Annotated in this window: 4 protein-coding genes; all 4 read right to left on the minus strand. The window is 59.1% G+C overall.

Going from position 1 to position 21,318, the window contains the following annotated elements:
* Window positions 1–444: 444 nt before the first annotated feature.
* Entirely contained in the window at window positions 445–6,357 is a 5,913-nt protein-coding gene (locus tag FHS09_RS09895) for a Calx-beta domain-containing protein (RefSeq protein ID WP_183459350.1), read from the minus strand.
* Between the two features lie 374 nt (window positions 6,358–6,731).
* The gene (locus FHS09_RS09900) at window positions 6,732–12,395 is read right to left on the minus strand and encodes a Calx-beta domain-containing protein (protein ID WP_183459352.1); all 5,664 of its coding nucleotides are present in this window, start codon (window positions 12,393–12,395) and stop codon (window positions 6,732–6,734) included.
* Window positions 12,396–12,862: 467 nt separating this feature from the next.
* Window positions 12,863–19,033 carry a Calx-beta domain-containing protein gene (locus FHS09_RS09905; RefSeq protein WP_183459354.1) on the minus strand — a complete coding sequence of 2,057 codons (6,171 nt, stop codon included), beginning with the start codon at window positions 19,031–19,033 and terminating at the stop codon, window positions 12,863–12,865.
* Window positions 19,034–19,419: 386 nt separating this feature from the next.
* On the minus strand, window positions 19,420–21,315 hold the full coding sequence (locus tag FHS09_RS09910) for a glycoside hydrolase family 97 protein (protein ID WP_183459356.1): 1,896 nt from the start codon (window positions 21,313–21,315) through the stop codon (window positions 19,420–19,422).
* Window positions 21,316–21,318 lie beyond the last annotated feature (3 nt).

Below are 21,318 nucleotides of genomic sequence, written 5' to 3' on the forward strand. Positions count from 1 at the left end.
ATGCCGATGCGGATACCGTGATGTTCTCGGTGAGATCATAAGAGGCGCGTAGATCCAGCTGTCCATAGGGTCAACATGCCTGGGCAGCCCTTCGTCTTCCCGACGGCTCAGGCAATCACCACGCCAGTTATAGGCAGCGCGGAATTGTATGCCGTCCTTGTCGTGGAAGCCGATAATGTTTATAGGTGTCTTCGGCAAGCAAATCGCCATGATGACATTTGACCGACCTCGCTCTCCGTACCCTTCAGGTTTTTATGCGATTGCCCTGCCCCCGGCAAGCGGGCCTGAGGCCCGCCCGGGAGAACACAGGGTTCGCCCTTACAAAATTGTTGATCTGTAGGGACGAACGCAAGGTTCGTCCCCAACAACGCAATTTCGTCGTTCCGGCGAAAGCCGGAACCCAGGAGCCACAGTCCTGGATACCGGTACCGGATCAAGCCCGGGTCAGTCGTCGTCCAGGATGGTGCCAACACCCACCCCGTCCTGCACTTCGGCGCCCTTGGCCCAAATGGCCTCCAGGGTAAACTGCTCATCGCCTTCGCGCTTATGGTCCGGTCTAACCCGGACCTCGACGACCTTGCTCTTCTCGCCGACCGCGAAGTGCACCACGCGCCCCAGCGGAATAAAGTCGCGGCCGTTTTTCGCCGTGCCCGACTGGGTACGAACCAGGACTTTTACCGGTTGACGGGCGGTGCCCGACAGGGACACCTTAAACTGCATCGAAGCTGCGGACGGCAGTTTTCCGTCGCCTTCAACCAGGGAGAAACCGCCGAACGACAGACCGGGCATTGCCGGTTGACGGGCGGTGCCCGACAGGGGTACCTCACACTGCTTCGAAGCTGCGAACGGCAGTTTTCCGTCCCCTTCAACCAGGGAGAAACCGCCGAAGAACGACAGACCGGGCATTGCCGGTTGACGGGCGGTGCCCGGCAGGGGTACCTCAAACTGCATCGGAGCTGCGAACGGCAGTTTTCCGTCCCCTTCAACCAGGGAGGCATCGGCGATCGACAGGCCGGGTAGCGCATCGGAATCGTCGTCGATCAGCGTGACCTCGGCTTCGCCGGAGTCGCCGATAACCCCGTTGTCGGCGTTCTCAAGCTTCACGGTGAAGTCTTCTTCATCTTCCAGGTAGCCGTCGTTGACCAGCGATACAACAATCGCTTTCGGGTTCATATCGCCATCGACCCAGGTCAGCGTGCCATTGGTATCCACAAAGTCCTCGCCCGCGGACGCGGAACCGGCCAGGGTGGCAAAGTCGGCCGATACTGCACCGAGAGTGCCTCCTGTGCGACTGACCAGCAGGGTGATGCTGCCGTCGGCTTCACTGGCCTGGACGTTTGCAACGATGAAATCCAGGTAGCTGGATGCCGGCACCAGGGTATTCAGGGCCTCGTCCAGCATAGCGGTGGCGTCGGCATAGAGCGCCTCGTCGGAACCGCCTTCCTCGATCATCGCCTGGGCAACCGCCAGCACGTCCATCAGGTACTGCCAGCTGTCCGCAGTCCAGTCGTTTTCAACGAGGATGCCCGCCTTGGCGATCAGGTAAGGCAGTGTGCGGTCGTCATGGTCCAGGTTGTGCGTGCCAAACAACTCAATTTCAGCAATATTGCCGTGGGAACCGTTGGAACCCAAGAGACGCACATAGCGGTAGGGCGTGTCGTCCGATACCTCAAGCGTGGTCACATGGTTGTCCCAAGTGGCTTGGAGATATTCGTCGTGCGGAACCCTGGCCAGTCTCGTCCAGTTTTCACCGTCATTGGAGCCCTCGATAACGGAGTTGTTGAGCCTCCTGCCATAATCCCAGCGCGGCGTGAGACGCACCCGGGTCAGGCTGACGTAACGGCCCTCGCCAAAGTCCGCCTGAACCCAGGTGCCGCTGGGGGACTGCAAGTCCACATAAGTCGACCGTTCACCGTCAAAGGCCGGCAGGCCACTCAGCGTGACGCCCTCCTCAGGAGTGCCCCAGCGTTGGTGGGAAGCCAGGATGCTTGCCTCACCCGCTACATTAATGGTATCGCTGAAAGGTTCGAGCAGCGCGATTGCCTGCTCCAGCAGGTCGAGATAAGACAACTTCCGGTATGGGCCCACGGCCGGGTCTGCGGCGATCTCGCGAACCTCGGATTCCGCCCGTTCCAGCATATCCACACTGAACTGCGTGTACTGGTCCAATGAGCCGGTAGTTGTCAGTATTTCATCCACCGCTGCACTGGCATCCGCAAAGACGGTTACCGGCAGTGAAACCTGAAGGCGGACAGGCGTGTAATCGAAGGAGACAGCAAAGCGCAGCTCCTGCCGGCCCAACTGGTCGCTGTTCAGCGCCCAGGAGACGAGCCCGGTTACGGGATCGAACGTCGCACCGTCGGGCAGTTCGGCTGTCACATAAACGCCTTCGTCAGCAACACCCTCCGGAAAGATGGAAAACTCCAGCGTCTCGTCGACGAACCAGCGCTCCGGAACACCGTCAAAACTCAGGTTGCCGGAGGCGGGAACCAGCATGTTCAGCGCTTTTTCCAGGGCCGCGGTGGCCGCAGTGACTGCATATATACCGGAGGCCTTCTCCGCCTGCGCCAACGCGTCCTGTAACTGCTGCCAACTGGCATTGTCCCAGAGAGCGGCATCCAGCGTGGAGGCCTTCAGTTGCAGATAGCGAAGCGTCCGGTCGTCGAGAGCGTAGTCTCCAGAGCCAAACAACTCGACTTCAGCAACATTTCCATAAGAACCGTTGTGGCCGACGAAACGCACATAGCGGTAGGCCGTGGCATCCGACACCTCAAGCGTGGTCACATGGTTGTCCCAAGTGGCGTTGAGATACTCGTTGTACGGAACCTTGGCCAGTCGCGTCCAGTTTTCACCGTCATTGGAGCCCTCGATAACGGCATTGTTGAGCTTTCTGCCAAAATCGTAGCGCGGGGTGAGACGCACCTGGGTCAGGCTGACGTAACGGCCCTCGCCAAAGTCCGCCTGAATCCAGCCGCCACTGGGAACTTCCAGATTCACATAAGTCGACGGATCACGGTCAAAGGCCGGCACACCCGCCAGGGTTTCGTCAATTTCCGGGGCACCCCGTTGTGAATGGGAGGCGAGAATACCCGCGAAACGCCCGGCATCGATGTCATCGCCAGTGTGCACGGGCTCCACCAGTTCCATCACCCGCTCGAAGTGGGCGATAGCCTCCAGTCTGTCCTCAATCGGCTCATCCGGATTGGAGGTAATGAGGCGCGTGTCAGCTTCCGCCCGGGCCAGCATGGTCAAACTGGCCTCGGTATAACTTTCCGGCTCGCCGAGGCTCTCCAGCAGTTCATCAATGGCGGCGTCCGCGCTGGCGGAAACGGTTATCGGCAAACTATCTTCCACCTGGGCGTAACCGAAGTCGGCGCGAATAGTGAGGACTTGATCGCCAACCTGGCCGGCGTCAGGTGTCCAGGTGATCAGTCCGCGCGCCTGATCAAACACCGCGCCCGCGGGCAGATCAGCGGAAAATTCCACCGGGTCGTCCTGGGTCGGCGTTACCGCCACGGGAATCTCCAGGGTTTCACCGACGAACCAGCGCGGTGGCGCCGAGGCCAGATCCGCGATCACTTCCTTGCGCTCGCCGAAGATATAGATTTCGCCAAAATCGAGCACCGGGCAACCGCAAACTCCAGGGTCAGTGTAGAATTTCAGGTAGCGGAAGGCCCTGTTCCGGAATTCCTCGTAGACAGGTAGCCGGTGCATGCGATCACCATAACCGACGTTACCGGTGATTTTCAGCCAGTTGACCCCGTCGTCGGAGGCGAGCACATGAGTGCCGCGAGTCCGGTCCGGGAATGCCTGCCGGGGATGGATATGAACGGCCTCAGTAACCACGCGGAAACTGGCACCGAAATCCAATAGAACATAGGGCTCGTCTCCCCAACGGCTGTTGGCGGAACTGGAGTCACCATCGACCAGCATATTCAGCCGGGTATTGGCGCTATCGACAATGCTGGGATAGTCCAGGCGTACTCCGTTGGCTTCCGGGCCCAACTCGTCCTTGGTACCCTCCTCGGGAATCACAGGATTGAGAGGTTGCAATGCCCTGGCCGCGACCAGGAACCGGGCAATTGCCATATCGATTTCAGCCAACGAGCCACCCGCATGGATGGCATCCAACGCTGCGGTGTGCGCCGCGTGGAAGGCCTCCCGACCGCTGGACTCGTAAGCCACGCCCGGCTCCATTGCTTCAGCGACAAGCTCTACCGCCGCCTCGGCACTGGCCGTTACCATGATGGTAACCTGGTGCGAGGTCATGTACTCGCCGTCTTCGGCAACCACGTGGAAACGGTACTCCCCTGCGTCCCCACTGGCCGGCGCCCAATTGAAGCGACCGGTACTTGAGTCCAGCGTCGCACTGGCGGGAACCATGCCTTCGGTAAAGTAGAACGGCGACGAACCAGCCTCGGCGGCGGCCGCAAACGAGCGGTCCAGTTCGCCACCCGCATAAGTCAGAATATCAGTGGACAGGGTATCGAACACCGGTGGGGTAAGCGTGTCGTCGGAAGTGTTCACGTGGTCGATATCCACCACTGTGGTAATGCTTCCCCCAATAACGCGGATATACCGGAGGTCGCCGGAGCCCCAGGTACTCCGCTTGGAAGTATCGAACGGAATATAGCGCCACTCGCCCCCTGTATCGGGCACGTGAAGCTGAGTGGTTGCAGGCAGGTCACGACCCCGGGCGAACTCGATAGTGGCCGGGCCATCAGATCTGACTTTGAAGGCGTTCACGCTATCGGAAAACCATGCGCTCCAAAGTACAAACACGGCCGGCTCCGCAGTGGTGGTATCGACGGAAAGATAGGAAACCTCGCCTTCTGTCTTCTCCTGCACACTGCCGCCCAGAACGATTTCTTTCTTCTCTACCTCGATAATATGCGCCGGTCCTGACGGTGGAAGCTCGTCCAGCACTTCCCTGGGCTCTCCGCGCGGCGGCACCGAGGTATCGGCGACGGAAGCTGGCAGGTGCATCCAGAATTCACTGTCATAGACGTGTTCGCGCGGCCCCCAGTAGCCCCCCGAACGGACACCGCGCCAACTGTGTTCCATGCTTTTTTCGTAAATCATCTGGATAAAGCGATTATCCCCTTCCGTCAGGTCGTAGCCGTCGGCCATATATTCGTAAAAGTAATACATGGCCGGGAAGGCGTTGGCTCTCAACCGCCCGCGGTAGGCCGATCTGGGCCACCGGTAAAGCGAATCGATAGAGCCATCCGCCAGAATACTGCTGGCAACCGGGACCCAGGGAATGTCGAAGCCCATATTGTATTTGGCAAATTGGATATAGGCCTTGCGCAGCGCATCGTCGCTAAAGTGCACCGGATCGATGGCATCACTCGCCGTGGATACCGTTCCCGTGACAGGGTCCACCTTGGTGTCCTGGCTCGCTATGATCTGCGAAATGATAAACAGGCTATCCACATTGCCGATAGCGTGCGCCTGGTCGCGCCCCATCTCGACCAGTTGGATATGAGGCTCCTCGAGCGGTTCCCCTGTCTGGTCGTTTTGCGTCACCAGACGGAACTGGCGTTCGATAGAGCCGACCCATCCCTGGTTTTCCGCCGTGGAACCGACCGTAGCCCATTCCACCGCCTCTTCGTAGGCTGCGCGATCATCCGCAAATATTGCCGACGCCACATTGCCAATCAGGGCGTAGGAATACTGGTTCATAAAATAGTGATTTTTGCGGATATAGGCATCCGCCTGCGGCTGCAGGAAATTGTGGACATAGTTGTAGGTCATCTCCTCTGTCCACTCCAGCTCCGGCCTCGTGGTCGAAGTAGCGCGCAAAATCTCGGCCGCAGCGGTCATATGATAGATCGGCTGCCCCATCTTGATGTGCGCATCGGCAAAATACTCCACGCCATTCGGGTTCATATGCGAATAGACACCGACGATATACATCGCCTTCTCCCGGTGGCGCTCGTCACCGGTAACCACGTACTGTACGGAGTGCATCAACGCGGCCTGGGCGTCATCAATGAACCCGGCAATCAACCCGTTGTGGCTGATTACGTCGTGTGCGGGATAACCATTACCGTCGTGGTTCCTGGGCCCGTAATCAAGCCTTGCCCAGTGACGTCTGCGCATGCCCTCATAGTAGCTGGCCCAGGGCTCCTGACCGGCGATTACCTGGGTGCGCAGGTTCTCCAGCGATTCCTTGGTGAAACGGATGCCCGGGTGTTTGAAACCCTCCGGGGAGATGGTTTCATTGATCTGGACAACATTGTCCGTGATGGTGGATGGTCCGCTGTCTGCGTGGGTGGTATTCGCGAGCGACAGCCCCGCGAATACAACGCCCGCAAGCAATGCGGCTTTCATTTTCAGTTTTCTTATAGACATGATTTCTCTCATGTAGTTATTACGATCACACAGCTGCCGCGGTACAACGCAACTACTACTCCATCCGCAGCGGCACCAGGGAGTCGGGCATCCGGTAGAGACCGGAGTTGCACATCCATCGACTTCAAGGAGCTGCCAGCTATTACTTGGCTTATTGACAAACCTTGATGCGTCCCTCTCGCCAGAAATAAAACCCTTTTCTGGCCATCGCTACCTCGCTGTTTTCGGTACTGATAATAAAGGCGTTTTTCCTACACCATGATTTCTCTTAAGTAGGGTGAGCACGAGCCCGCCAGGGATGGCGGGCATGCAGAAAACGCAAGGAGCAGTTTTCTGCATGCGCTTTGCCCATCCTACTTAATTATCGTGTCTCTTTAGTCGTCGTCCAGGATGGTGCCAACACCCACCCCGTCCTGGATTTCGGCGCCCTTGGCCCATTTGGCCTCCAGGGTGAACTGTTCGTCGCCTTCTCGCTTGTCATCCGGTCTCACCCGAACCTCGACGACCTTGCTCTTCTCGCCGGCCGCAAAGTGCACCACGCGCCCCAGCGGAATAAAGTCGCGGCCGTTTTTCGCCGTGCCCGACTGGGTACGAATCAGGACTTTTACCGGTTGACGGGCGGTGCCCGACAGGGACACTTCAAACTGCATCGAAGCTGCGAACGGCAGTTTTCCGTCCCCTTCAACCAGGGAGGCATCGGCGATCGACAGGCCGGGCAGCGCATCGGAATCGTCGTCGATCAGCGTGACCTGGGCTTCGCCGGAGTCGCCGATAACCCCGTTGTCGGCGTTCTCAAGCTTCACGGTGAAGTCTTCTTCATCTTCCAGGTAGCCGTCGTTGACCAGCGATACAACAACCGCTTTCGGGTCCATATCGCCATCGCCCCAGGTCAGCGTGCCATTGGTATCCACAAAGTCCTCGCCCGCGGACGCGGAACCGGCCAGGGTGGCAAAGTCGGCCGATACTGCACCGAGAGTGCCTCCTGTGCGACTGACCAGCAGGGTGATGCTGCCGTCGGCTTCACTGGCCTGGACGTTTGCAACGATGAAATCCAGGTAGCTGGATGCCGGCACCAGGGTATTCAGGGCCTCGTCCAGCATAGCGGTGGCGTCGGCATAGAGCGCCTCGTCGGAACCGCCTTCCTCGATCATCGCCTGGGCAACCGCCAGCACGTCCATCAGGTACTGCCAGCTGTCCGCAGTCCAGTCGTTTTCAACGAGGATGCCCGCCTTGGCGATCAGGTAAGGCAATGTGCGGTCGTCATAGTCAAAGTTGTGCGTGCCAAACAACTCAATCTTAGCAACATTGCCGTGGGAACCGTTGTGACCGAAAAAACGCACATAGCGGTAGGTCGTGGCATCCGACACCTCAAGCGTGGTCACTTTGTTGTCCCAAGTGGCGTTGAGGTAGTGGTTGTACGGAACTCTGACCAGGGTCGTCCAGTTTTCACCATCATTGGAACCGGCGATAACGGCGTTGTTGAGTCTTCTGCCGTAATTCCAACGCGGCGTGAGACGCACCCGGGTCAGGCTGACGTAACGGCCCTCGCCAAAGTCCGCCTGAATCCAGGTGCCGCTGGCGGACTGCAAATCCACATAGCTACCGGTACCATCAAAGGCTGGCAGGCCACTCAGCGTAACGTCCACAGAGGGATTTCCCCACTTATGATGAGAGGCCAGAATCGTTGCCTCACCCGATACATCGATGTCATCACTGAAAGGCTCAAGCAGCGATATCGCCTGCTCCAAAAGCCTTAGGTATGACAATTTTCTGTACGGGTTCACCTCGGGATTCTCAACGATCTCCCGGACGTCCGATTCGGCCCGCGCCAGCATATCCAGACTGAAACTCGTGTACTGCTCAGGAAGGCCCACAGTTGCAAGTATTTCATCCACTACCGCAGCGCCATCCGTGTAAACAGTCACCGATAGCGATTTCTTGATACGCAAAAGCGAGAAATCGAAACCGATGTCAAATTCGAGCGATTGATCACCCACCTGGTCACTGCCGGGTGTCCACGACACTTGGCCGGTGAGCGGATTAAAGCTGGCGCCGGCCGGCAGTGCGGCTTCGACTTCCATGCCGGCATCCGCCATCCCCTCGGGGAAGATCGAAAACTCCAGGGACTCACCCACAAACCAGCGGCCCGGCACGTCGTCGAAACTCAGGTTGCCGGAGGCGGGAATCAGCGAGTTCAGCGCCGTATCCAGGGCAGCGGTGGCCTCAGCGACCGCATATATACCGGACGCTGCCTCCACCTGGGCCAGCATGTCCTGTAACTGCCGCCAACTGGCATCACTCCAGTGAGCGGCATCCAGGGTGGAGGCCTTCAATTGCAGGTAGCGAAGGGTCAGGTCGTCGTGAACGTAATCACCGGTGCCGAACAACTCGATTTCGGCAACATTGCCGTGGGTACCGTTGTGACCGAAGAAACGCACATAGCGGTAGGCCGTGGCGTCCGACACCTCAAGCGTGGTCACATGATTGTCCCAAGTGGCGTTGAGATACTCGTTGTACGGAACTCTGGCCAGTGTCGTCCAGTTCTCACCATCATTGGAGCCGGCGATAACGGCGTTGTTGAGCCTTCTGCCAAAATCCCAGCGCGGCGTGAGACGCACCCGGGTCAGACTGACGTAATTGCCTTCGCCAAAGTCCGCCTGAACCCAGGTGCCGCTGGAGGCCTCAAGACTCACAAAGGCACCGGTGCCGTCAAAGGCTGGCAAACCCGCCAGGCTCTCGTCAATTTCCGGATCACCATATTGTGGGTGTGAAGCGAGAATCGCCGCGAAACGCCCGGTGTCGATTTCATCGCCGGTGTGCTTGGGTTCCATCAGTTCCATCGCCTGCTCGAACAGGACAATAGACTCCAACTTTTGCTGGACTGTCATGTTCGGATCGGCAGCAATGTCGCGCGCCTCGGCTTCCGCCCGGGCCAGCATGGTCCAGCTCGAGTCGGAATAGCTTTCCGGTGCATCAAGCGTTGCCAGCAACTCATCAACGACGGCATTTGCACTCTCGGAGATGGTTATCGACAAGTTATCTTCCACCTGGGCGAAGCCGTAGTCGGCGGTAATAGACAGGGTCTGCTCTCCCGTCTGGTCGGCCGTAGGTGTCCAGGTGATCAGGCCGTTGTCCAGATCGAATACCGCTCCCGCGGGCAGGTCCACGGAAAATTCCACCGGGTCGTCCTGGGGCGGTGTGACCGCGACGGGAATCTCCAGGGTCTGACCGACAAACCAGCGCCCAGGGGCAGTTGCCAGATCGCTAACTATCTCCTGGCGCTCGCCGAACAGGTACATCTCGCCGATATCGAAGACTCCGCAGGCGCAATGCGGGGAAATGACGCGCAAGTAACGGAACATGGTGTTCTGGTATTCGGGGTAAACCGCCAGGCGCTGCATTTCCCCGCCGTAAACGGCGCTGTCAGTCAGGCGCACCCAGTTCTCACCATCATGGGAACCCTCCAGGCGACCGTCCTGCAGGCGTTCCGGAAAGCCCCCGCGCGCCTGGATATGCAGGGCAGTGGCTCGAATCCGGAAGTTGGCGCCGAAGTCCATGGTCACCGACGGGTCGCCCCAGCGACTGTTGAAGGTGCCGGGATCACCATCCACCAGGTGACCCAGCCAGGTATTGCTCCAGGCCACCATCTTCGGGTAGTTCAGGCGCACACCGTCCGGTTCGAGACCAAGATCGTCCTTGGCCGCGTCCTCTGCAATCACCGGATTCAGTTCCTGCAGCTGTTTGGAAGTCGCCAGGAACTCGGTCAAGGCCGCGTCGATTTCTGCTGCAGGTGCCATCGTCAGAATCGCGCTTTGCACCACTGCCTTGGCCGCGTAGAAGGCGAGACGCGTGGCGGAGACATAGCGCTTGTCCGTATCCAGGGCGGCGGCAATCAGATCCACCGCGTCCTCGGCGGAGGTGCCGACGGTGATAGTCACCGCGTGGGAGGTCTTGTAAGTATCGTTTTCGGCAACCACCTGGAGGCGATACTCGCCGCTCTGGCCAGCGCCGGGTGCGAAATGAAACTGGCCCGTGAGCGGATCGATGCTGGCACTGGCCGGCACTTCACCAGCCAGGGAATACACCACGTCGGTGGTCCCGGCGGTGACGCCGAAATCGCGCTCGAAGGCACCGCCGGCATAGCTGACGACTTCGGTGGACAGGCTGTTGAACTGTGGCGCTGCAGCCGTTACTGCTTCATCCCGGTTCAGGTGGTCAAAGTCCACCGTCACTGAACCCTCTTCGCCGAAAATCCGGAAGAACTTCAGGCCGGAGGAGCCGCCGATACTTTGCCGGGAAGTGTCGACCGGTACATAGCGCCACTCGCCGCCGGTGTCGGGAAGATACAGGGAAGATGCCGGGGCCTTCGTGTGGCCGTGAGAGAACTCCACCCGCGCCGGCCCATCGGTTCTCACGCGAAGCGTATTGACACCCGAGGAATACCGCCCCCCCCAAAGGGTGAAATTGGTGGGCTCGAAGGGGTTGGCCTGCACCCGCAGGTAGCCGAGATCCTCTTCGAAAACCTCCTCCGCGGATCCGTCCAGCACAATTTCCCTGAGTTCGAATTCAGTCAGATGGCCTGGCCCCCAGGCCGGCGGTTCATCGAGCGTTTCGCGCGGCTCACCGCGGGGCGGCACCGAGGTATCGGCGACGGATGCGGGCAGGTGCGCCCAGAACTCGCTGTTGTAGACATGCTCCCGCGGACCCCAGTAGTCGCCGCGGCGAATACTCTGCCAGCCCGCCTGGTGGTTGGCGTCGTAGGCGAGCTGGATATAGCGGTTCTCGCCCTCGCTCAGGTCATAGCCGGCGCTGTATTTGAAGTAGTAATAGAGCGCCCTATAGACATTGCCACTCAGGCGGCCACGCCCCTGGGCGTTGACGGTCTTGTAGATGGAATTGATGGTGCCATCGGAGCTTATGTCGTTCGCGATGGGCGTCCAGCGGATATCGTAACCCACATTGTATTTAATGAATTCAATAAACGCCTTGCGCAAAGCGTCGTCGCTGAAGTGCACCGGATCTACTGCATTGTCCGCCGTCGAAATCGTACCCGCGACAGGGTCCACTTTGGTGCCCTGACTGGAGATAATCTGCGAAATAATAAACAGTGTATCCACGTTGCCGATCGCGTGCGGCTGGTCGCGGCCCATCTCCGCCAGTTGGACATAGGGATCGTCCAGTGGCTCACCGGTCTCATCGTTGTGGGTCATCAGGCGGAACACGCGCTCGATGGAACCCACCCAGCCTTGGTTTTCCGCCGTGGAGCCCACCGTGGTCCACTCCACCGCCTCCTCGTAGGCCGCTCGGTCATCCGCGAAGATGGCCGCTGCCACGTTCCCGGCCAGGGCGTAGGAGTACTGGTTCATAAAGTAGCGATTATTGCGGATATAGGCATCCATCTGCGGCTGCAGGAAATTGTTGACATACTTGTATGTCAACTCCTCGGTCCACTCCAGCTCTGGATCTGTGGTCGAGGTGGCACGCAGAATTTCGGCCGCCGCGGTCATGTGGTAGATCGGCTGCCCCATCTTGATATGCACATCGGCAAAGTACTCCACGCCATTCGGGTTCATGTTCGAATAGACACCGACGATATACATAGCCTTCGCACGGTGGCGCTCGTCACCAGTGACGACATACTGTATGGAATGCATCAAGGCAGCTTGGGCGTCATCAATGAACCCAGCAACCAAGCCGTTGTGGCTGATTACGTCGTGTGCGGGGTAGCCATTGCCATTGTGGTTCCTGGGCCCATAATTCAGGCTCGCCCACCAGCGGCGACGCATGCCCTCGTAGTAGCTGGCCCAGGGTTCCTGACCGGCGATTACCTGGGTGCGCAGGTTTTCCAGCGATTCCTTGGTGAAGCGGATGCCCGGGTGTTTGAAACCCTCCGGGGAGATGGTTTCGTTGATCTCGACAATATTGTCGGTGATGACGGATTCGCCGCTGTCTGCGTGCGCGGTATTCGCGAGCGACAGCCCCGCGAATACACCGCCCGCAAGCAGTGCGGCTATCATTTTTAGTTTTTTTATAGACATGACTTCTCTCATCTATTATGTAGTTATTACGATCACATAGCTGCCGCGGTACAACGTGAACTACTACTCCATCCGCAGCGGCACCAGGGAGTCGGGCATCCGGTAGAGACCGGAGCTGCACATCCATCGACTTCAAGGAGCTGCCAGCTATTGCTTGGTTTATTGACAGACCTCGATGTGTCCCCTTCGCCAGAAATAAAACCCTCTAATTTTCCTGTTTCCCTGTAGGAGCCTGCTTGCGGGGCCAAGCCGCGCGTATACAAAGCATCGCTTTGTGCGCGGGTTGGCGCCCCGCCTTGGATGGCGAAGCCGGGGCCCGATCGAACACTGAGCGTTCGCACCATGGATGGCAGCTCAGGATTCGATGCCGGCATTGTTCGCCTGCAAGCAGGCTCCTACACCGTGATTTCTCTTAAGTAGGATGGGCACGCTGCGCTTTGCCCATCCTACCCAATTATCGTGTCTCCTTAGTCGTCGTCCAGGATGGTGCCAACGCCCACCCCATCCTGGATTTCGGCGCCCTTGGCCCAAATGGCTTCCAGGGTGAACTGCTCATCGCCTTCGCGCTTGTCGTCCGGTCTCACCCGGACCTCGACGACCTTGCTCTTCTCGCCGACGGCGAAGTGCACCACGCGCCCCAGTGGAATAAAGTCGCGGCCGTTTTCCGCCGTGCCCGACTGGGTACGAACCAGGACTTTTGCCGGTTGACGGGCGGTGCCCGACAGGGACACCTCAAACTGCATCGAAGCTGCGGACGGCAGTTTTCCGTCCCCTTCCACCAGGGAGACATCGCCGATAGACAGACCGGGCAGCGCATCGCTGTCGTCGTCGACCACCGTGATCCCGGCCTCCCCGGATTCGCCGATAACTCCGTTATCGGCGCCGTCGAGCTTCACGATGAATTCCTCGGTGTCTTCCAGGTAGCCATCGTCAACCAGCGATACAAGGATCGCCTTGGATTCCATATCGCCATCGGTCCAGGTCAGTACACCGCTGGTGTGGACAAAATCCTCTCCGGCAATCGCAGTCTGGGCCAAGGTGGCGTAGTCGGCCGATACCGGGCCGAGAGTGCCTCCTGTGCGACTTACCAGCAGGGTAATGCTGCCATCCGCTTCGCTGACCTGGGCGCTCGCGACCAGAAAATCGATCAGGCTGGCCGCCGGCACTAATGCATCCAGGGCTTCATCCAGTGCCTGAGTGGCATCCGTATAGAGCGATTCGTCGGAAGCCGGATCGGCAATTACCGCCTGCGCAACCGCCAGCACGTCCATCAGGTACTGCCAGCTATCCACAGTCCAATCGCTCTCGTTGAGGATGCCTGCTTTGGCTATCAGGTAGGGCAGCGTCTTGTCGTCGTAGCCAAAATTGCTCGCGCCGAAGTACTCGATCTCCGCGACATTTGCATGGGAGGCCTCCGCCCCCTGAAAGCGCAGGTAGCGGTACTGGCCCGCATCGGCAATATCCAGCACGCGCGCACTGCTGTCGTAATTGCTGCTGTACAGGCCACTGGAATCGGCCCCTGAATTGTTGTCGTAGTTGGCAATACAGTCCGCTCCGGCGGGTGCGACGCCAGTGACGATCAGATTGTCGATATTCGCCAGTCCGTTGGCTTGGCTGGCCTCGACCCGTATCCAGTTGTCGCCTGCATCCAGGTTCACGGTCACCGGCGCTGTAACGGTCCAATTAGTCCAGGAACCAGTGCCTTCAAAGACCACTTCCGCCACGGCAATGCCATTGACGATCAGAAAACCGGGGCGTGCGCTGGCGCCGTTGGCATGGCGGAAGCTGATGGAGTAGCGGCCGGTCCCGGGCACATGAATTTCGTGATCGACACCATTGCCGAGGGCGTTGGCGGTATTGGAAAAGCCGCTGCCAGTGAACCCGGCGTTGTTCGAATCGATGGTGCCGTCCACACTGCAATGGCCGGCCTCCCGCTCTTCGATGACCAGGGTGCTCACCTCTTCGCCGTCCGGAGGAGAACCGGCGTCAGTGGACCCTTCAAGGGCCGCCAGCAGCGTCCAGGTTTCGCCGTCGTTCGAACCTTCCACCGATGCTCCATTCAGGCGTAGCGCGTGGGCCGGGCGCGGCGTCAGCCGAACTCGCGCGAGATCCACCATTCGCCCCTCGCCGAAGTCGGCCTGTACCCAGCCGGAAGCGTCATCCAGGTCTACAGAGGTCTCCGTACTGCCATCGAAAGCCGGCAAGCCACTGAGAGTCGCATCAATCGATGGGTCGCCGAACTGGTGACTTGAGGCCAGGACGCTGGCCTGGGTTCTTACATCGATCGGCTGCACTCTGGGTTCCAGCAGTTGCAGAGCCTGTTCGAGTAGCTCGAGGTAGCGGAGTTTTCTGGCGGCACTGTATTCCGCGTTCTCTGCAACCGCGCGCACTTCCGCCTCGGCGCGCTCGAGCACCGCCAGGCTGAAATCGCTGTACTGATCGCTGGAACCGATGGAGTCGAGGATTTCGTCCACAACCGCGCTGGCATCCGCGTAGATCTTTACCGGCAGCAGGACCTGGAGGCGAACAAGTGTGTAGTCGAAAGAGACGGTAAAGCGCAGTGTCTGCTCGCCCAGTTGATCGTCACCCGGCGTCCAGGAGATCCGGCCGGAGGTGGGATCGAAGCTGGCGCCGTCGGGCAGATCGACTGCCTTCACCCGCACGCCCGCCTCTGCGACACCGTTCGGGTAGGCGGAGAAAGTCAGCGCCTCGCCGGTAAACCAGCGTTGTGGGAAGCCGGTGAAACTCGGGCTGCCGGAGGCTGGCACCAACGTATTCAGGGCCGAGTCCAGCGCTTGTGTGGCCTCGGCCAGCGCAGCCTCGTCGCGGGCCTCGCCAGCGGATGCCACTGCGTCGAGGAGGGCCTGCCAGCTCTCTTGCGACCAGTCCTCCTCGTTCAGGAAGGCGGCCTTGGTCATCAGGTAGGTCAGGGTGCGGTCATCCACATCCGCATTAGTGGTGCCGAAATACTCAACTTCCGCGACGTCGCCGTGGGAGCCCCAACCGCCGTTGTAACGCAGGTAGCGGTACTGGCTGCTGTCCGCGACCTGCAGCGTTCTCGGCGAGTTGTCATTCCGGCTGCTATAGGCGTCCGTCGGCAGGGAAGCCAGCAGCGTCCAGTTCTCACCGTCATTGGACCCGGTAATGCTCGCGCCGTTGAGCCGTGTGGCCTGGCCAGAGCGGGGAGTTAATTTCACCTGGGTCAGGCTCACGTATCGCCCCTCACCATAATCGGCCCGAACCCAGGCGTGGTTGGCATCCTGCAAAGAGATGATCGTCGTGTAGTCGCCATCAAATATCGGCAATCCGCTGACGGTCGGGTCAAGATCCGGGTTGCCCCACATATGATGGGAGGCAAGAATCGTGGCAACGAGACCCGTTTTGATCTTCCCAACTTTGGAGTCAAGCAGGGAGATAGCGTTGTCCAGCAACGCCAGGGCCTTGATTTTAAGTTCCATGCCCACGTTGGGATCGACTGCAACCGCCCGCGCGTCGGCTGCGGCTCGTTCGAGCATCTGCAGACTGAAAGCGGTGTAGTCGTCGGGCGAGCCGATCGAAGCCACAATCTCGTCGACGGCTGCGCTGGCATCCGCGGAAACGGTTATCGGTATTTCATTGATTATGGTGTCAAAACCGTAGTCCGCGGTAACCACCAGGGTGTGCTCCCCGGTCTGATCGCTGCCCGGCGTCCAGCGGATGGTACTGGAGGCGGCGTCGAAGACGGCACCGGCGGGCAGGTCGAAACTGAATTCCGGGGCTTCACTCTGCGGATAGGAGGTATCCACCGGGATCTCCAGCGGTTCACCCACAAACCAGCGCGGCAACGCCGAGGCGAGATCGTTATTCACCTCCTTGCGCTCACCGAACAGGTACATTTCGCCGATATCGAATACCGGGCAGGGGCAATCCACGGCAATGGCGCGAAGGTAACGAAACGCATTGTCCTGATATTCGGGATAGACCAGCAGACGCTGCATATCCTCGCCGTAAACGGCGTCGTCGGTCAGGCGCACCCAGCTCTCACCATCGTTGGACCCTTCTAGGTGACCGTGCTGCAGGCGGTCCGGGAAGCCCGCGCGCGCCTGGATATGCAGTGCGGTAGGGCGAATGCGGAAGTTGACTCCGAAGTCCATGGTCACCGTTGGGTCGCCCCAACGACTGTTGAAAGTGACGGAATCGCCGTCCACCAACCCTCCCAACCCAGTGTTGGTCGAGGCAACTATGTTCGGGTAGTCCAGGCGTACGCTGCCCGGCTCGCCGCCGAGTTCGTCCTTGGCCACTTCTTCGGGTACCGCCGGGTTGAGCGGCAAGAGAGCATCCGCCACGACCTGGAACTGTGCCAATGCAGTCTCGATCTCCCCGGGCGTCGCGCCGGTTTCGATCAGTTCCAGCGTCGCCGCCTGCGTCGCGTAGAAGACTTCGCGGGTGGCCGATTCATATTTGCTATCCGGGTCCAGCGCCTGCGCAATATGATCCGCCGCCTCTTCGGCACTCGCGAGCACGGTGATGTCGACCTGGTGCGGGGCCATGTATTCGCCGTCTTCGGCGATCACCTGGAGACGGTACTGACCTTCCTGGCCGTTGGCGGGTGTCCAGCTGAAGCCGCCACTGGCGGTATCGAGCAGTGCACCGGCCGGCATGTCCCCCTCGGTGGAGTAATAGAGCGCGGAGCCGGCGTCGCTTGCGGCAATAAAATCGAGCCCGACACTGCCGCCGACATAGGTCACGATATTCGTGGAAAGGGTGTCGAAAACCGGGGGCGACAGGATTTCAGCGGAGTTGTTGAGATGATCGATATCCACCCTGGTGCCGCTTTCGCCGATAACGCGGACAAAGCTCATATCGCCGGAGCCGCCTGTATTCTGCCGGGAAGCATCGAAGGGGATATACCGCCATTGCCCATCGGTATTGGGCAGGTAGAGGCTGGAAGTCGCGGGCAGGTGATGGCCCCGGGTGAATTCAATGGTGGCCGGACCGTTGGTCCTGATCTTGAAGGCGCGCATGCCCGACCAAAGCCTGGTCCACAAGAGGGTGAAGTTAACCGGCTGCTCCGGGCTCGTTTCCACGGACAGGTAGGAGACATCGCCTTCCGTCTGCACCTCGCCCACACCGTCGAGCAGGACGTGTCTGCGCTCGATTTCCCTGATGTACGAAGGGCCGGACGCCGGCAGTTCGTCCAGTGTTTCCCGGGGTTCGCCGCGGGTTGGCACCGAGGTGTCGGCCGCAGCAGCGGGCAGGTGCATCCAGAATTCACTGTCGTACACATGCTCGCGTGGGCCCCAGTAACCGCCGCCGCGGATCGAGTCCAGGTTGTAGTTCTTTTCCCAGGCCAGCTTGATAAAACGGTTGTCCCCCTCATCCAGGTCGTAGCCTTCTGCCGTATGGGCAAAGTAGTAGTAGAGTGCGGAGTGGACATTGCCCCTCAGGCGGCCTCGCTGGTAGACGCTGATATTCTTGTAGACGGAGTCAATAGTGCCGTCGGCAAGAATACTGCTGGCGGTAGGCGTCCAACGGATATCGTAGCCCGCATTGTATTTGACGTACTCGATATAGGCCTTGCGCAGCGCGTCGTCGCGGAAGTGCGCCGGATCTATGGCGTCGCTGGCCGTTGAAATCGTCCCCATCTCCGGGTCAACCTTGGTGCCCTGGCTGGAGATAATCTGCGAAATAATGAAAAGGCTGTCCGCGTTGCCGATGCCGTGCGCTTGGTCCCGCCCCATTTCCACCAGTTGCACATGGGGCTCATCGACCGGCTCTCCGGTCTTGTCGTTGTGGGTCACCAGGCGACACTGGCGTTCGATAGAGCCGACCCACCCCTGGTTTTCCGCCGTGGAACCGACCGTAGCCCATTCCACCGCCTCTTCGTAGGCTGCGCGATCATCCGCAAATACCGCCGACGCCACATTGCCAATCAGGGCGTAGGAATACTGGTTCATAAAATAGTGATTTTTGCGGATATAGGCATCCGCCTGCGGCTGCAGGAAATTGTGGACATAGTTGTAGGTCAGTTCCTCTGTCCACTCCAGCTCCGGCCTCGTGGTCGAGGTGGACCGCAGAATTTCCGCCGCCGCGGTCATATGATAAATCGGCTGCCCCATTTTGATATGCGCATCGGCAAAATACTCCACGCCATTCGGGTTCATATGCGAATAGACACCGACGATGTACATCGCCTTCTCCCGGTGGCGCTCGTCACCGGTAACCACGTACTGTACGGAGTGCATCAGGGCGGCCTGGGCGTCATCAATGAACGCGGCTATCAACCCGTTGTGGCTGATTACGTCGTGTGCGGGGTAGCCATTGCCATTGTGGTTCCTGGGCCCGTAATCCAGCCTTGCCCAGTGACGTCTGCGCATGCCCTCATAGTAGCTGGCCCAGGGCTCCTGACCGGCGATCACCTGGGTGCGCAGGTTCTCCAGCGATTCCTTGGTGAAACGGATGCCCGGGTGTTTGAAGCCCTCCGGGGAGATGGTTTCATTGATCTGGACAACATTGTCCGTGATGGTGGATGGACCGCTGTCCGCGTGGGCGACTCTCGCGACGGACAATCCCGCGAGTACAACACCCGTGAGTACAACACCCGTGAGTACAACCCCCACAAGCCGCGCGGCTGTGATTTTCAATTTTCCTACAGACATAATTTTCTCCCATCTATTATGTAGTTATTAGGTCACGTAGTTGCCACGGTACAACGCGAACCACTACTTCATCCGCAGCGACATCAGAGATGTCGGACATCCGGCATAGAAACCGGAGTTGCACATTCATCGACTTTGAGGCTGTCAGTTACTATTTGACAGGCCCCGATGTACCCCACTCACCAAAAATTAAAACCCCATAAAGATATTATTTTTAATACAAGCAAATTAAATAAAGCAGCCCCGTGGACATCAGAGTCCGGCGGAACAAATACCACTGACTCCATAGCTACATCGCTCTCTCCCAAGCCGAAAAAAAGCCCGACTGGCGCCCTGCCAGGACACCGAGTCGGGCCAAGAGAGAGACCTATCAAAACTCATCACAATTACCGAATCCATATGGCTGCTCCACCGGATGCCTTCAGATCCAGCGACAACAAGGTGCCGCGCTCCACCATTCTCGTATCAAGGGAAACTCTGGTTTTGGTCGGGGCTTCATCGTTATCCTGATAAAAAGTCGCTGTGTACTTTTTCCCTTCCTCAAGAAAGTCGAGGTCGATTTCCACAGACCTTTTATCATTGTTGGTGATAGCCCCGACAAACCACTGGCCTCCTGATCGCCTGGCGACCGCAATGTATTGGCCGATTTCTCCGCTCAGCACCCGGGTGTCGTCCCAGACGGTTGGCACCTTCTCGAAAAATTCTATTTCCGGTTCGCCACCGTAGTCCGCCGCTTTGTCGTACCAGAACAGCGTCTGCAGCGGGCTGTACATCACCACCGCGAGCGCCAGCTGGTGCGCGTGGGTGGTTTTGATGCGGTCGTTGTAGTAGCAGATGGTGTAGTCGCCCATGCCCGCTATGCCGCGGGTAAACGGCAGGATGGTGTTGTGGGTTGCATCGGGCATCTCTTCATTGCCGCGGATGCCCTCCACGGTCAGGATATTGGGCAGGGTGCGCTGCTCCCCGGTCAGCCTGAACTCGTCATGTATGTTGACCATCAGCTCGTTTTGCGCCGCCCGCGCCACCGACTCATGGAGCCAGGTTGTCCAGCGGTGGGAGCCCACCTGAACGAAGCCGTACTTCACCCCGGCGACGCCCCACTCCCGGTAAAGGGGAAATAGTTCGTGGTCCTGCTTCAGCAACGCCTGCTGGTTGACATAGAGCCAGATACCCACGCCCTTCTCTTTTCCGTAGTGGATGACTTCCGGCAGGTCCAGGTCGATATCCACCGTGCGGGCATCGGTGTCAAAGGTGAAAACCGGCCCGTACCATTTCGCGTCGAACAGCAGGTACTGGATATTGTGCTCCGCGGCAAAGTCGATCCAGGCCTTGGCGCCCTCCTCCGTCAGGGTCATATCGCGGACTATCTTGCCGGGCTTGATCCAGGAGGTGTCTGCGACGCGGCTGGGCGCGTTAAGGTTCAGCAGGATATCGTTGTGCTCGATCAGCTGCCCCGGATTTTCCGCCGCCATAATGACCCGCCAGGGGGTAGCGAAATAAGGCACCTTGTCCACCGGCTCGTAGAGCGCTGTGCGCACCGTATTGGGCTTGCTGCCGGACAGGGTGAATTTAGTGCGGACGAAGTCGACCATTGCCGCTTCGGTGATACTGGCGTAGAGCCCATTCTCAAGCTGCAAGGTCAGCGGGCGCTCACTCTCCCCGGGCCAATCGGCTAGTGGCAGCAGTGAATAAGGTCCCTGGGCCCAGGGTTCGAACCAGGCCAGGGTTCCTTTTGGAAAGCTGAACTCGGTCTGCTCATCCACCACCCGGTAGTAGATGCCGGTGGGGTTTTCATGGAAGTAATAGCGGATGGCGACGCCTTCGTTGTAGGCCCGCAGCTGGATGTCCATTTTGTAGTTGGCGCTGGCCTCCTGCTCGAAGGTCAGCGTCAGTGCATTGTATTTGTCCGCTACCTGATTGCGCTCGCCATAGGGGGGACGCCAGGAGGAATCCACCTGTCCCCTGTCCACACCCGCCAGCCGCAGGCCTTCCATCCAGGCGCCCTGCGGTCTTTCCTTAATCGCCAGCGCCCATTCGGACAGGTGGTTATCGAGAGAAATAGAGAGTTCTGATTTATCTACCACCGACTTGCGTTTGTAAGAAACCTGGTAGAGGATCTTCGCCTCGCTTCCTTTCTCCGCTTCCCGGTGTATCTCCAGCAGGTAGTTTCCATCCGGGGAGCGCAACTGCTCTTGGAAAGTCACACTTTCAGAGTTCTCCGCCTTGCTAACCTGGGAAATCCCCAGGACGAAAACAAGGACTGTCAGCGACTTAAGTAACATGTT

This window comes from Microbulbifer rhizosphaerae (assembly GCF_014191725.1).
Taxonomy (GTDB): Bacteria; Pseudomonadota; Gammaproteobacteria; order Pseudomonadales; family Cellvibrionaceae; genus Microbulbifer; species Microbulbifer rhizosphaerae.

What these genes read in the sequence shown, in the direction of transcription:
- FHS09_RS09905 (WP_183459354.1), bottom strand. Translation starts at nt 19,033, where the DNA reads ATGTCTGTAGGAAAATTGAAAATCACAGCCGCGCGGCTTGTGGGGGTT.
- FHS09_RS09900 (WP_183459352.1), bottom strand. Translation starts at nt 12,395, where the DNA reads ATGTCTATAAAAAAACTAAAAATGATAGCCGCACTGCTTGCGGGCGGT.
- FHS09_RS09910 (WP_183459356.1), bottom strand. Translation starts at nt 21,315, where the DNA reads ATGTTACTTAAGTCGCTGACAGTCCTTGTTTTCGTCCTGGGGATTTCC.
- FHS09_RS09895 (WP_183459350.1), bottom strand. Translation starts at nt 6,357, where the DNA reads ATGTCTATAAGAAAACTGAAAATGAAAGCCGCATTGCTTGCGGGCGTT.